The sequence below is a fragment of the Pseudomonas sp. B1-22 genome (assembly GCF_050474425.1).
Lineage (GTDB): Bacteria > Pseudomonadota > Gammaproteobacteria > Pseudomonadales > Pseudomonadaceae > Pseudomonas.
In genome coordinates this window covers 504,579-518,339 of the sequence record NZ_JBCHVH010000002.1, presented here as the reverse complement: position 1 = coordinate 518,339, position 13,761 = coordinate 504,579, and the positions used below count along the sequence as shown (strand labels likewise).

Annotated in this window: 14 protein-coding genes; 8 read left to right on the top strand and 6 right to left on the bottom strand. The window is 65.5% G+C overall.

Annotation, left to right across the window (positions count from 1 at the left end):
- Positions 1-207 precede the first annotated feature (207 nt).
- On the top strand, positions 208-1,140 hold the full coding sequence (locus ACQ5BL_RS09230; protein WP_207885364.1) for a D-2-hydroxyacid dehydrogenase: 933 nt from the start codon (positions 208-210) through the stop codon (positions 1,138-1,140).
- 115 nt (positions 1,141-1,255) lie between these two features.
- On the opposite strand, the gene ACQ5BL_RS09225 is transcribed toward ACQ5BL_RS09230, so the two are convergent.
- The gene (locus tag ACQ5BL_RS09225) at positions 1,256-1,849 is read right to left on the bottom strand and encodes a nitroreductase family protein (RefSeq protein WP_243808938.1); all 594 of its coding nucleotides are present in this window, start codon (positions 1,847-1,849) and stop codon (positions 1,256-1,258) included.
- A gap of 247 nt (positions 1,850-2,096) precedes the next feature.
- Between ACQ5BL_RS09225 and ACQ5BL_RS09220 the strand changes: the two genes are divergently transcribed.
- The gene (locus tag ACQ5BL_RS09220; protein WP_243808939.1) at positions 2,097-2,546 is read left to right on the top strand and encodes a YcgN family cysteine cluster protein; all 450 of its coding nucleotides are present in this window, start codon (positions 2,097-2,099) and stop codon (positions 2,544-2,546) included.
- 19 nt (positions 2,547-2,565) lie between these two features.
- Here ACQ5BL_RS09220 and ACQ5BL_RS09215 read toward each other — a convergent pair whose 3' ends face one another.
- Both ACQ5BL_RS09215 and ACQ5BL_RS09210 read right to left on the bottom strand, forming a co-directional pair.
- The gene (locus ACQ5BL_RS09215; RefSeq protein ID WP_243808940.1) at positions 2,566-2,901 is read right to left on the bottom strand and encodes a CPCC family cysteine-rich protein; all 336 of its coding nucleotides are present in this window, start codon (positions 2,899-2,901) and stop codon (positions 2,566-2,568) included.
- Positions 2,901-4,961, bottom strand: coding sequence for a S9 family peptidase (locus ACQ5BL_RS09210; RefSeq protein ID WP_243808941.1), 2,061 nt, complete (start codon positions 4,959-4,961; stop codon positions 2,901-2,903). The genes ACQ5BL_RS09215 and ACQ5BL_RS09210 overlap by 1 nt, the downstream gene beginning before the upstream one ends.
- Positions 4,962-5,061: 100 nt before the next feature.
- Here ACQ5BL_RS09210 and ACQ5BL_RS09205 point away from each other — a divergent pair, with 100 nt between their 5' ends.
- From ACQ5BL_RS09205 to ACQ5BL_RS09190, 4 genes are all read left to right on the top strand, one after another.
- Positions 5,062-5,532 (top strand): MFS transporter, encoded by a 471-nt coding sequence (locus ACQ5BL_RS09205; RefSeq protein WP_207885359.1) that lies wholly within the window; start codon positions 5,062-5,064, stop codon positions 5,530-5,532.
- Positions 5,533-5,598: 66 nt separating this feature from the next.
- Entirely contained in the window at positions 5,599-6,045 is a 447-nt protein-coding gene (locus ACQ5BL_RS09200; RefSeq protein ID WP_207885358.1) for an HIT family protein, read from the top strand.
- Between the two features lie 3 nt (positions 6,046-6,048).
- Positions 6,049-6,822 carry a class II glutamine amidotransferase gene (locus tag ACQ5BL_RS09195; protein WP_207885357.1) on the top strand — a complete coding sequence of 258 codons (774 nt, stop codon included), beginning with the start codon at positions 6,049-6,051 and terminating at the stop codon, positions 6,820-6,822.
- Between the two features lie 113 nt (positions 6,823-6,935).
- Entirely contained in the window at positions 6,936-7,460 is a 525-nt protein-coding gene (locus tag ACQ5BL_RS09190) for a DUF2937 family protein (RefSeq protein WP_243808942.1), read from the top strand.
- Between the two features lie 393 nt (positions 7,461-7,853).
- On the opposite strand, the gene aceK is transcribed toward ACQ5BL_RS09190, so the two are convergent.
- Positions 7,854-9,590 (bottom strand): bifunctional isocitrate dehydrogenase kinase/phosphatase, encoded by a 1,737-nt coding sequence (aceK, locus tag ACQ5BL_RS09185; protein WP_207885355.1) that lies wholly within the window; start codon positions 9,588-9,590, stop codon positions 7,854-7,856.
- 150 nt (positions 9,591-9,740) lie between these two features.
- On the opposite strand from aceK, the gene ACQ5BL_RS09180 reads away from it, so the two are divergent.
- Positions 9,741-10,238 (top strand): GNAT family N-acetyltransferase, encoded by a 498-nt coding sequence (locus tag ACQ5BL_RS09180; protein WP_207885354.1) that lies wholly within the window; start codon positions 9,741-9,743, stop codon positions 10,236-10,238.
- Positions 10,239-10,323: 85 nt separating this feature from the next.
- The gene (locus ACQ5BL_RS09175; RefSeq protein WP_243808943.1) at positions 10,324-11,229 is read left to right on the top strand and encodes a DMT family transporter; all 906 of its coding nucleotides are present in this window, start codon (positions 10,324-10,326) and stop codon (positions 11,227-11,229) included.
- A 51-nt stretch (positions 11,230-11,280) separates the two neighbouring features.
- Here the strand turns inward: ACQ5BL_RS09175 and ACQ5BL_RS09170 are convergent, their stop codons facing one another.
- Positions 11,281-12,183: a DMT family transporter gene (locus tag ACQ5BL_RS09170; RefSeq protein ID WP_243808944.1), complete on the bottom strand. Its 903-nt coding sequence runs from the start codon at positions 12,181-12,183 to the stop codon at positions 11,281-11,283.
- A 435-nt stretch (positions 12,184-12,618) separates the two neighbouring features.
- A complete protein-coding gene (locus tag ACQ5BL_RS09165) occupies positions 12,619-13,713 on the bottom strand; it encodes a polyamine ABC transporter substrate-binding protein (protein WP_243808945.1) in 1,095 nt (364 codons plus the stop codon).
- Positions 13,714-13,761: the final 48 nt, after the last annotated feature.

Genomic DNA, 13,761 nt, shown 5'->3' with positions numbered 1-13,761 from the left:
CGGTGGTGGCACTGTGCAAGTTCGCGGCTTGGGCGCATTATGCGTGGAGAAAAAGGGTTCAAAGGAAGGAACGCTTGGTCTCTGGCTGTGTCTATAGCGGCCTGTCTTCCCTCGAACCTGTGCCGATATCAACGGGAAGCTCCCTTCAAGCGAGTCCAGATGCGCCAGCCGGATACATTCCACCGATCGAAGCGAAGGTCCTGAATCATGCGCCTGCTCGTTCTCGATCGAGACCATGCCCTGTACGCCGCCCTGATCATGGCGGCGGAACCGCGAATTACGGTGGTCGCCGGCGACAAGCCGGACAGCCTTCTCGAAGCCGCCGCCGAATGCCCCGTCTGGCTTGCCCAACCCGATCTCGCCGCGCAACTGCTGCGCCAGGGCGTGCATCCGGTGTGGATACAGTCCAGTTGGGCGGGCATCACCCCGCTGCTGGCGGACGACCTGCCCAAGGATTACGCGCTGACCCGTGCCGTGGGCATCTTCGGCCAGGTCATGACCGAATACCTGCTCACCTACCTGCTGGCCCATGAGCGGCAGATGCTCGGCCGCCTGGCCAGCCAGGTCGGCGTGCAGTGGGACGATCGCCTGCCCGGCAGCCTGCACGGCCGCCAGGTGCTGATCGTCGGCACCGGCGAGATCGGCCAGGCGGTGGCGCACATGCTGGCGCCCTTCGGTGTGGACCTGGTGGGCGTGGCGAAGAACCCGCGTCCACTGCTGCCGTTCAGCCGCGTGGGTGCATTGGAGGACCTGCCGCGCCTGCTGCAGACCGCCGATTACGTGGTGAACCTGCTGCCCGATACCGAGCAGACCCGCGATATCTACAACCTGCCGCTGTTCAATCGGATGAAGCCGACGGCCCTGTTCATCAACGCCGGGCGCGGCAACGCGGTGGTCGATGCCGATCTGGTGTCGGCGCTGGAGGCCAACCAGATCGCCGGTGCGGTGATCGATGTCTGCCGTGAAGAGCCGCTGCCGCCGCAACATGCGTTCTGGCATACCCCGCGCCTGCTGCTCACCGGGCACACCGCCGCGCCGACGCTGCCGGGGCCGCTGATCGAACTGTTCCGCGACAACCTCACGCGCTTCTGGGCTGGCCAGGAAATGCGCGGCGAAGTGGATTTCGCGCGCGGTTACTGACCGCTGCGAACATGAAAAAGGCCCCATTCGGGGCCTTTTTCTTTTGGCTTTTCTGTAGGAGCGGGCTATGCCCGCGATCGCGCGCATGGCGCGCTCCTACAAGGAGAATTGTCCGTCAGAGCGAGAAATCGCCCTCGGCCACGATCTCCGCCAGCGGACGGCGGGCATTGGGCACTTCGCGGGCCTGCAGGCTCTCCGAGAGAATCGACTTGTCGCCCAGTTTGCCGATGGCGATCACCGCATGGATTTCGTGATCCGCCGGGACCTTCAACTCGGTGCGTGCCAGCTCGCGGTCAAAGCCCGCCATGCCATGGGTGTGCCAGCCGGCCAGGCTTGCCTGCAGCGCCAGGAAGCCCCAGGCGGAGCCGGTGTCGAAGCTGTGCCACAGGGCTGGCTTCTCCTCGGTGGAGCCGGGCGGGGCGAAGGTGGTCTTGGACAGCACCACTACCAGCGCCGAGGCGTTCTGCGCCCAGCCGCGGTTGAATTCGCCCAGCAGGTTCAGGTAACGCTGCCAGTTCGGCGTGTCGCGGCGCGCGTAGAGGAAGCGCCAGGGCTGCGAGTTGAACGAGGAGGGCGCCCAGCGCGCGGCCTCGATGAAGCTCAGCAGGGTGGTTTCGGGAATGGCTTCGCCGCTGAACGCGCGGGGCGACCAGCGATTGATGAACTGCGGGTCAATGGGGTGCTCGGAAACGCGAGGATTGGCGCTCATGGTGGCTCCTTGAAGGGCGTGGAATCTGCCGATGGTGCCGTGGTCGGCCGGGCATCGCGGTGGGATCGGGCGCTTGGCGGGTCGCGCGGCACTGGTAGAAGGCAAGCGGACCGCACCCGTGGGGCGATCAAACTAACCAGCGCGGCCCGCTCTGGCAAGCATCCAGCGGTCAATGGTCGCCTGCGCTTGGCCTTCAGGCGCTACGGGCTTAGACTTTGCGCCCCGTGAAACAGCCCCTGTACAAAAAATGGCCGCCAAAGTCGAACCCTTCTGGAAACGCAAGACCCTCGACCAGCTCGATCAGGAAGAGTGGGAATCGCTGTGCGACGGGTGCGGCCTGTGCTGCCTGCAGAAGCTGGAAGACGAGGACGACGGCACCGTCTACTACACGCGCATCGCCTGCAAGCTGCTGGACCTGAAGACCTGCCGCTGCACCGACTACGCCAACCGCCGTGCCAGCGTGCCCGACTGCATCCAGCTCACCCCGGCGCAGGCCGACGAGTTCCAGTGGCTGCCGCCGACCTGCGGCTACCGACTGGTGTCCGAGGGCAAGGACCTGCCGCTGTGGCACCACCTGGTCTGCGGCGACCGCGATGCCGTGCACCATGAACGCATCTCCCAGTCCGGCCGCATGCTCGCCGAGGGCTCGGTGCCCGAGGAAGACTGGGAAGACCACCTGATCTTCCGCGCCGGCTGATCCCCCGACGGCGGCTCCGTCAGCCGCGCAGCCAGTAGCAGGCTTCTTCGCCGGACAAGGGTTTCTCCGCGTCCGGCAGTTCCACGCGCTTTTCCCACAGCGGGAACCAGCGGTCGTCCTTCACGTCCTCGATGGTCGCCGGGCGCACCTGCGCGCGGAAGCGCCGTTCGCAGGCACCCCATTGCACGAAGTTGACCTGCGCCTCGATCAGGCTCACGGCGTTGGCACCGCCGCGGGCGTCGGGAAAGCAGAGTTGCAGGTGATCGTCTTCCCAGAAGCAGATCTCGCAGATTTCGTACGATCCGGGCGGGTCGCCGAAACTGAAGTAGCCGCAGCACGGGCAGGTGTAGAGCATCAGGCGTTGCCTTCGATGCCCAGCACCTTGAACAGGAAGGCGTACTCCAGCGCCACGTCCTTCAGGCCCTGGTAACGGCCACTCATGCCGCCGTGGCCGGCGCCCAGGTCGGTCTTGAGCAGCAGCAGGCGGTCGTCGGTCTTGCTCACCCGCAGCTTGGCCACCCACTTGGCGGCTTCCCAATACTGCACGCGGCTGTCGTTGTAGCCGGCCACCACCAGCAGCGCGGGGTAGTCCTGGGCGCTGACATTCTCGTAGGGCGCGTAGGCGCGGATGCGCTCGTAGACCGCAGGCTCCTCTGGGTTGCCCCACTCGTCGTACTCGGTGACGGTCAGCGGCAGGTCAGGGTTGAGCATGCTGTTGAGCACGTCGACGAAGGGCACCTCGGCGATGGCGGCGGCGAACAGCTGCGGACGCTGGTTGAGCACCGCGCCGATCAGCAGGCCGCCTGCGCTGCCACCGCTGATGGCCAGCTGCTCCGGGGTGCTGTAGCCGTGGCTGAGCAGGTGTTCGGCGCAGGCGATGAAGTCGCCGAAGGTGTTCTGCTTGTGTTCGAGCTTGCCGGCGCGGTACCAGGCTTCGCCCAGTTCGCCGCCGCCACGCACATGGGCGATGGCGAAGACGAAGCCGCGTTCCAGCAGGCTCAGGCGGGCGTGGGAGAACCAGGGGTCGAGGCTCTCGCCGTAGGCGCCGTAGCCATAGAGATAGAGCGGCGCCGGCTTGCCACGCGCGACGTCTTCCAGCACGTCGCGTCGGCCGACCAGGCTGATCGGCACCTGCACGCCGTCGGCGGCGGTGGCCCAGAGGCGACGGCTTTCATAGGCGTCGGCGTCGAACGGGCCTTCCACCGGGGTTTCCTTGAGCACCTTCTGTTCGCCGCTGGAAAGTTCCAGCTGGCGGATCTGCGCCGGGCGGTTGAGCGCCTCGTAGCGCAGGCGGATCACCGGGCTGTCGAACTCCAGGCTGTCCTGCACGTAGAGGTTGTAGGCGGCGTCCGGCAATTGCACGCGGTGCGCCGGCTGGCCCTGCGGCTGCACCTCGACGATCGGCAGGCCGCCTTCGCGCAGGCTCAGGGTCAGGGCGCTGGCGCTGAGGGTCAGGCCTTCGAGCATCACCTCATCGCGGTGCGCGATCAGCGTCTGCCAGTGCTCGCGGGTCGGTTGCGCCTCGCTGGCGTGGTACAGGGCGTAGTTGATGCCGGCCTGGTTGCTGCGGATCAGCCAGGTCCATTCGCCGTTCAGACGACCGTGGTCGGGGTAGTACTCGTGGTCTTCCTCGCGCGACGCCAGGCAGGTGAACTCACCTTCGGGCGTATCGGCGTCCAGTACCCATGCCTCGCTGGTGGTCTTGCTGCCCAGCAGCAGGATCAGCTGGCGCTCGGAGCTGGCCCGGTAGCAATGCAGGAAGAAGCGCCCGTCGGGCTCCTCGAAGACCAGCTGCGCGCCGCTCTCGCCCAGGCGGTGGCGGTACAGCTTGTGCGGGCGGTGGGTGTCGTCCAGTTCGCCAAAGAACAGGGTACGGTTGTCGTTGGCCCAGGTCATGCTGCCGTCGCAGTCCTCGAAGGGCAGGGTGGTGACAGTGCCGTCGGCCAACTCCTTCACGTACAGGGTGTAGATCTCATCGCCGCTGGTATCGAGGCTGTAGGCCAGTTTCGAATGATCGGGGCTGATGCTGAAGGCACCCACTGACAGGAAACCGTCGCCGGCCAGGGCATTCGGGTCCAGCAGCAGCTCTTCGGCGGCTTCATCGACGCTCAGCGAGCCGTCGGCCGGACGCGGGCAGCGGTAGTGGCGGGGGTATTCGTCGCCAGCGGTGGTGCGCTGGTAGTAGAGCCACGGGCCCCAGGGCGTGGGCAGCGACAGGTCGGTCTCGCGGATGCGTCCCTTGATCTCCTGGAACAGCGTTTCGCGCAATTTCGTCTGAGGAAGAAGCTGATCCTCAAGGTAGGCATTTTCCGCTTTCAGGTAATCGAGGACGTCCTCGGCATCGCGGTTTTCCAGCCAGGCATAGGGATCGGCGGCGGCTTCGCGGCGGGCGAGGGGGGGCTGACGGTCGGTCATGACGACTCCTTACTGGGCGGCATGGATGACGCCCGGCTGCGCACCCATGGGTAAAAGCGGCTATCATAAGCCCCCCTCTGCCGCTACCGCACGCACGCGCATGAACGAACACGATTACCTGCTCGCCTGGGGCGCTTATCTTGGCGCCGGTCTCGGCCTGACTCTGGTCTGGTTCCTGATGACCGGCTGGATGTGGCGCTGGCTGCGCGAACCCTTGCGGGTGATCGTCATCGTCCTGCTGTTCACCCCGACCCCGGTGGACCCGGCGAACAACCTGTACGCCCCGGCCATCGCGATCACCGCGCTGGACGTGGTGTTCAAGGTCGGCAACAACGCCTGGCGCGCGGTTTCGGACCTGGCGCTGGTGCTGCTGGCGGCGTTCGGCGTGTACCTGCTGTTCGTGCTGGTCCGCTGGCCCATCGAGCGTGCGCTGAAGCAGCGCCGCAAGGTGCCGGCGCCGGAAGACGAGCCGACCCTGCGCAAGTTGATGCAGCCGGAGCTGATGCCGGACGTGGATACCCGCACCGACGAGAACGGCGACCGCCGCATGCGCATCGAGCCGCGCCTGTAGCATCGCGCCTTGCGTCCTGACCGACACGCGTCCAGCATGAACTGAACGGCCTTTCGAGGAGTTCCCATGGACTGCGTGTTCTGTGCCATCGCGGCCGGTCGCGTGCCGGCCCACGTCCTCTGCGAAGACGACCATTTCATCGTGCTGCTGGATATCTACCCGTTGCGTCCCGCGCATCTGCTGGTGGTGGCGCGGGAGCACGTGACCTTCCTGCACCAGCTGTCCGAAGGCGCGCAGCAGAGCCTGGTGCCGCTGGCCGATCGCATGCAGCGCGTACTGCGCCGGGCCGGCTACGGCCGGATCGGCATCAACCTGCTGGTCAACGATGGCCCCGCGGCCAACCAGCATGTTCCACATTTTCATCTGCACCTGATTCCGCGTGAGTTGAATGATCTGCCGGCCATAGTGCTGCGCCTGCTCACACGTTTCCTGCCGCTGGGGCGGCGCAGGATGCACAATCGCCTGGAGCGCGAGCTGCATCAGCTGCGCGAGGCACTCTTGGAGGAGAACTGATTCATGTGCGAGTTGCTCGGCATGAGCGCCAACGTCCCGACGGACATCGTGTTCAGCTTCACCGGGCTGATGCAGCGCGGCGGCGGCACCGGCCCGCACCGTGATGGCTGGGGCATCGCTTTCTACGAAGGGCGCGGGGTGCGCCTGTTCCAGGACCCGTCGGCGAGTATCGATTCGGAGGTAGCGCGCCTGGTGCAGCGCTACCCGATCAAGAGCGAAACGGTGATTGGCCACATTCGCCAGGCCAACGTCGGCAAGGTCTGCCTGTCCAATACGCACCCGTTCGTGCGCGAGATGGGCGGGCGCTACTGGACCTTCGCCCACAACGGCCAGCTCGCCGACTTCCATCCCGAGCCGGGGTTGTATCGCCCGGTGGGCGACACCGACAGCGAGGCGGCCTTCTGCGACCTGCTCAACCGTGTGCGCCGCGCCTTCCCCGAGCCGGTACCGGTGGAGGTGCTGCTGCCGACCCTGGTACGCGCCTGCGCCGCCTACCGCGAGCAGGGCGTGTTCAACTGCCTGCTCAGCGACGGCGACTGGCTGTTCACCTTCTGCAGCACCAAGCTGGCCTGGATCACCCGCCGCGCGCCGTTCGGCCCGGCGCGCCTGAAGGATGCCGACCTGACCGTCGACTTCCAGTCCGAGACCACGCCTGATGACGTGGTCACGGTAATCGCCACCGAACCGTTGACCGATAACGAGAACTGGACCCTGATGCAGGGCGGCGAGTGGATGCTCTGGTGGCGCGGCGAAATCGTCGACCAGGGACGCATCTGACGAGGCTTGCGCGCATCCGTGCGACGCAGGCCCGGACCCGGCAGGCGCCTTCGATGACAATCGGCGGCGCCTCGCGGGCGATACCAATACGATAAGAACGAAAGGGGGAGACGATGTTGCGCAGCTACATTCGCATGGTGCTGTTCGCGCTGGGCCTGATGGTCGCGGTACAGGTGCCGGGTTTCATCAAGGACTACGCCCAGCGCCTCGATGCCCATCGCATCGAGGCCGCCCAGGCGCTGCAAGGCTTCAAGGACACCTCCGGGCAATTCTTCAAGGGCGATCTGAATGCGCTGGTGGCGCATTATCGCGGCAGCGCGGACCCGGTATTCCAGCGCGATGCCGACAACATCGAGCGTCTGCTGCGCCGTGCCCAGTTGTTCGAGAACGAATGGCGCGCTTTGCAGGGCAGCTGGTTCCAGCGCGCCTGGCACATGCTGACGGCGCCGAACCCCGAGCTGCTGCAGGAAACTTACGCCAACTACCGCTACCAGGTGGTGCTGGAGCCCGAGGCCATCGGCTGGGGGCTGGGCGGAGGCCTGCTGCTGGCGTGGATTGCCGAGGTATTGATGGCGTCGGTGGCGGCGTTGGTTGGCCTGGGCGACAACCGTCACGCATCGCGCCGGCACTGGAGCTGATGCCTGACGGCTTTTCGTAGGAGCGGACTTTGTCCGCGATGCTCTTCATGTTCGGCGTTTCTGCGCCGCTTCGGCATGTGCTGAGAGATTTTGTTTCGCCCCCTCGGGCGAGTTACTTTCTCAAACTACGGATGGCCGCCCCACAGAAAGTAACCAAAGGTCTTGCCCCATCATCCGGGTCCCGCTTCGCGGGACTCCCCTCGCTCCATCGAAGTTTCAGGGGCACGCGCTGACGGGCCATCCCTGGCCCGACAGCGCTCTCGCGGCATCCATGCCGCTCAACCCCTGAAACTCCGATTCCACTCGGCCTACTGAAGGGGCGTCCGGAGAGCGCGGATATTTCTCTGGAAGCCTTCAACAGCCAGAGCAATGCGGAGCGTCCCCAAAGGTGGATCAACGCGCCAGCGCCTCTTCCGGCGACTCGTGTCGGCGATAGGGAAAGACGTCGATCACCTTGCCGGCCCGGATCTGCTCCTGCAAACCCTTCCAGTAATCGGCGTCGAACAGGTTGCCGTGCAGCCGGGCGAACAGCCGGCGCTGCTTCAGGTCGACGAACAAAAAGCGCGGGAACTCCTCGGGGAACACATCCATCGGACCCACCGAATACCAGGGCTCGGAGGACATCTCGTCCTCTTCGTAGCGTGGCGGCGGGATGTGGCGGAAGTTCACCTCGGTCAGGTAGCTGATCTCGTCGTAGTCGTAGAACACCACGCGGCCGTGGCGGGTGACGCCGAAGTTCTTCAGCAGCATGTCGCCGGGGAAGATGTTCGCCGCCGCCAGTTGCTTGATCGCCAGGCCGTAGTCGTTCAGCGCTTCCTCCACCTGCGCCTCGGTGGCGTGTTCCAGGTAGATGTTCAGCGGGGTCATGCGGCGCTCGGTCCAGCAATGGCGGATCAGCACCACGTCGCCTTCCAGCTTCACGGTGGAAGGCGCCACGTCCAGCAATTCGGCGAGGCAGTCCGGGTCGAACTTGCGCACCGGGAAGCGGAAGTCGGCGAACTGCTGGGTATCGGCCAGGCGGCCGACGCGGTCGTGGTTCTTCACCAGCTGGTACTTCTGGATCACCGTGGCGTGGTCCACGGTCTTGGCCGGGTTGAAGTTGTCCTTGATGATCTTGAACACCACGTTGAAGCCGGGCAGGGTGAACACGCTCATCACCATGCCGCGCACGCCCGGCGCCATGACGAAGAGGTCGTCGGTGGTTGCCAGGTGGTTGATCAGTGCGCGGTAGAACTCGCTCTTGCCCTGCTTGTAGAAGCCGATGGAGGTATACAGCTCGGCGATGTGCTTGCCCGGCAACAGGCGCTTGAGGAAGGCCACCAGCTCCGCCGGCACCGGCGCGTCGACCATGAAGTAGGAGCGGGTGAAGGAGAAGATGATCGAGACTTCCGCCTCGTCGGTGATCACCGTGTCGAACTGGATGCCGCGCCCTTCGTGGTGCACCAGCGGGAACACCAGCGGCCATTGCTCCTCCGGGGTGAACAGCCGGCCCACCAGGTAGGCGCCCTTGTTGCGGTAGAACACCGAGCCGATCAGCTCGATGCTCAGGGTCGGGTCCTTGCACACCCAGTCCGGCAGGTTGGCGTGCAGCAGGCTGTCCATGCGCTCCAGATCGCGCTCGCGGTCGTCGTAGTCCACGGCGAAGCGGTAGTCGTCGAAGATCTGTTCCAGGGTCGGGCGCAAGTGGCCGCCGGGGCGGTACAGGCGGGTGTGCGGGTCGCGGGCGTGGGCGCGCAGGGACGGCCGCGTGGTGTGCACGAACATGGTGCCGTCGCTGATGTTGTCGTGGCTGAACAGGCCGCAGAAGATCGAGTTGAACCAGGTCTCCGCCAGTTCGTCGTCCAGCCGTGGGTCGATCAGGGTGATATAGGCGCTCTTGGCGATGGGCCAGCGCTCCACGTCGACCAGGTCGATGTGAGCCATGGTGCGGGTCAGGCGCTCCACGGTCTCGGCGACCTTTTCCTCGTACAGGTTGATGCGCTCGGCCGAGGCTCGCTGCGCCTCCTGCCAGAGCGCCTGCTCGAAGCGCGCAGGCGCCCCGTCGGTGATCTGGTGGAAGCGTGCGCGGTAGTCGTCGAATCCTTCGAGGATCAGGGTTGCGATCTCGGTTGCTGGCCAGTGCTCAGCCATGGGAGCGCCTCCTTACATCGTCTGTGCAGCGAGCTTAGCCACGGGAAACGGGGAGGGAAAGGGCGATTTCGTACAGCCCGCACCGGGGGAAGTTGCGTATGCTGGCCCACTCGATCTCGTTGATAAGAGCCTCGGCAAGGAGCTGACACGATGGACGCCATCCGCATCGAACGCTGCACGGAGCAGCACATCAACGGCCTGACCGCCCTCTACAATGACCGCGCCGTGGCCCGCCAGGTGCTGCAGATGCCGTACCAGGCGCCGGAGCTGTGGCGCAAGCGGCTGTCCCAGGACAGCGAGCGCCAGGTGACCCTGGTGGCGCTGCATCAGGACGAAGTGGTCGGCAGCGCCAGCCTGGAACAGTACCCACGCGTGCGCCGCAGCCACTGCGGCGCCATCGGCATGGGCGTGGCGGTCGCCTGGCAGGGGCGCGGCCTTGGCACCCGGCTGTTGGCCGAGCTGCTGGAAATCGCCGATAACTGGATGAACCTGCGCCGGGTGGAGCTGACGGTCTATACCGACAACCAGCCGGCCATCGCGCTCTACCGCAAGTTCGGTTTCGAGGTGGAGGGTGAGCTGCGCGACTATGCCTTCCGCGAGGGCGCTTTTGCCGATGTTCTGAGCATGGCGCGCCTGCGCAGGAGCTGAGCATGGAGTTTGAAAGTCAGCTGTGGATGGACGGAAGGCGTCAGCGGCGTAGTCTGGTGGCTCCTACGCCAAGGAGCCATTCGCGATGAGTCCCGCCGCACTCTTGAACCTGCTCGGGCTGGCCGCCATCTGGGGTGCCAGCTTCCTGTTCATGCGCCAGCTGGTGCCTGTCATCGGGGTGATGCCGACCGCGTTCTTCCGTGTCTTCCTCTCCGCCATCGGGCTGGTGGCGATCCTGCTGGCGCTGCGTACGCGTTGGGATTTTCGCGGCAAGTTCGGCCGTCTGTTGCTGATCGGGGTGATCAGCTCGGGCATCCCGGTGCTGATGTACAGCCTGGCGGCGCGGGTGTTGCCGGCGGGCTATTCGGCGATCTTCAACGCCACCACGCCGTTGATGGGCGTACTCATCGGCTCGCTGTTCTTCGGCGAGTCGCTGAGCGGTTCCAAGGCGCTGGGCGTGCTGCTTGGCCTCGGCGGTGTGGCGGTGCTGACCGGCGCCGGCCCGGTGCCGCTGGAGGCTGCCGTACTGTGGGGCGCTGGCGCCTGCCTGGTGGCGACCATGTGCTACGGTTTCGCCGGGTTCATCACCAAGCGCTGGATCAACGACCAGGGCGGCCTGGACTTCGGCATCTCGGCGCTGGGCAGCCAGATCGGCGCAACGCTGTGCCTGCTGCCGTTCTTCCTCGGCACCAGCCTGGACATGCCGCTGGCGCCGCTGGTCGAGCCGAAGGTGGTGCTGGCATTGGCCGGGTTGGGCTTCCTCTGCACCTCCTTCGCCTATGTCCTGTACTTCCGCCTGCTGGCCAGCATCGGCCCGCTGAAGACCATGACGGTGACCTTCCTCATCCCGCTGTTCGGCGTGCTCTGGGGCGTGCTGTTGCTGGATGAGTCGCTGTCCTGGGCGCACTTGGAGGGTGGGATTCTGATTGCCGTGGCGTTGTGGCTGGTGCTGCGGCCGGCGCCGATGGCGAAGGTGGAGGCAACGAGCTGAGTGAACCGGAGGCGAGGGGAAATCCTCGCCTCCGGCTGGCATGCCAGGCAATCAGCTATCGACTGCCTGCGCGGTCTCTGACGTACGCGCCGGAGCCGCCTTGCGAAACACCAGCATCAACCCCATCACGATCAGTCCCATTCCCAGCAGACCCAGCGCGGACAGGCGATTGCCAAATACCAGGTAGTCCATCAGCGCGGTAACCGCCGGCACCAGGTAGAACAGACTGGTGACGTTGACCAGGTTACCCGCGGCGATCATCCGGTAGAGCAGCACGGTGGCCAACACCGAAACCATCAGTCCCATCCACAGCGCACTGAGGATGAAGGTCGCATTCCACTCCACGTGCAGCGGCTGGAAGGGCGCCACGGCCAGGCACAGGCTCAGGCCGGCTATGTACTGCAGGGACAGGGTACCCAGCGGATTCTCGCGGATGTTCTTCTGCAGGATCGAGCCGCCGGTGATCGATAGCAGCGCCAGCAGGCAGCAGGCCAGGCCGGCGAAGGTCAGGCCGGACAGCCCTATGCTCTGATAGACCACCATCACCAGCCCGATCAGTCCCAATGCGAGGCCGCCCAGGCGAGCTGGCGAGTGCCGGCGTTCCAGCAGGAAGCTGGTCAGCATCGGCTGCACGCCGAGCACCGTGGCGATGACGCCAGGGGTGACGTGCAGGTCCAGCGCCATCAGGTAGAAGATCGGATAGATGCCCAGCATCACCAGGCCGGTGAGCACCGCGTGGCGCATCTGCCGGCGTTCGCGTGGCCAGCGCAGGCCGATCAGCGGCGAGAGGATCAGCAGAGCCACCAGCGCGGTGCCGAAGCGGGCGATGAGGAAGACCATGGGCGAGGCGTGGGCCAGGCCCCATTTGCTGATGATGGCGGCGCTACTCCACAGCAGCACGAACAGCGAGGTACTGGCCAGGGCGGCCAAGGACGAGCGATTGAACGAAATCATGCCATTTACCTGTCGTCAGGCAGATCACGACCGGCCTTCAGGCGGCCGGCCACAATCCGGGAGCCGCGTCAGATGGGCGCGGAGAACCGGATGTCGGGAAACCCGTTAAGCGTCAGAAACGCACGCCGGGTGGCGGGCAGGCCGCGACCGGAGGCGGAGGCGACGCGATGGCGACGACAGGAGGGGGAGGGCAGGCCGCACCCGTACCCGCGCCGCGGGCCGGGGAGGCTGCAGCGATGATTGCCTGGGTGGGCAATGGGTATCGGGACATGGACGGACGCCTGTTCAGTGGGGCAGCAACGGCTGCGTGGGCTGACTATAACGGCTGATGTGCGTCGAGGCGAGCCTTGCGCGAGTCTTGCGGCAAGGCGCGAGCCCGGCGACAGAAACGACAGCGCGCGGCCGGGGCCGCGCGCTGTCAGGCAAGGGTGACGCTTACTTGCCGGTCTTGATGGTGTTCCAGATGCGGGTGCGCAGGCGGTCGATCTTCTGCGGCATGGATTCGAGGGCGAACAGCTTGGCCATCTTGTCCTGCGGCGGGTAGATCGCCGGGTCGGCCTTGATCGCCGCGTCCACCAGCGGATCGGCGGCCAGGTTGCCGTTGGCGTAGTGCACCGAGTTGCTCACGCCCGCCATCACGTCCGGACGCAGCAGATAGTTCATGAAGGCATAGCCGGCCTTCTCATCGGGTGCATCGGCCGGCATGGCGACCATGTCGAACCACAGCGGCGAGCCTTCCTTCGGGGTGGAGTACTGCACGTCCACGCCGTTCTTGGCTTCCTTGGCGCGGGTGGCGGCCTGCAGGATGTCGCCGGAGAAACCGACCACCATGCAGATCTCGCCGTTGGCCAGATCGCTGACGTACTTGGAGGAATGGAAGTAGCGGATGTACGGACGCACCTTGAGCAGTGCTTCCTCGGCCTTCTTGTAGTCTTCCTGCTTCTGGCTGTGGTGCGGCAGGCCCAGGTAGTTCAGGGTGATCGGCAGCAGTTCCGGACCGTTGTCCAGTACCGCTACACCGCACTTGGCCAGCTTCTCCATGTACTCGGGCTTGAAGAAGATGTCCCAGGAGTCGATCGGCGCGTTGTCGCCCAGCACTTCCTTGATCTTCGCCGAGTTGTAGCCGATGCCGGTGGTGCCCCATAGGTAGGGGAAGCCGTGTTCGTTGCCCGGGTCGTTCACTTCCAGCGCCTTCATCAGCACCGGGTTGAGGTTCTTCCAGTTCGGCAGCTGGCTCTTGTCCAGCTTCTTCAGTGCGCCGGCCTGGATCTGCTTGGCCATGAAGTGGTTGGACGGGAAGACGACGTCGTAGCCGGACTTGCCGGTCATCAGCTTGCCGTCGAGGGTCTCGTTGCTGTCGTAGACGTCGTAGGTCGCCTGGATGCCGGTTTCCTTGGTGAAGTTCGGCACGGTTTCCGGGGCGATGTATTCGGACCAGTTGTAGATCTTCACGGTGTCGGCCTGGGCGGCGCCTGCGGACACGGTGAGGGACAGCGCGAGGGTGGAGAGCAACGGGGCGGAAATTTTCATTCTTGTGTTCCTGACGGCGGTGCGGGATGCCCGGCGCCGTCCGCGCGG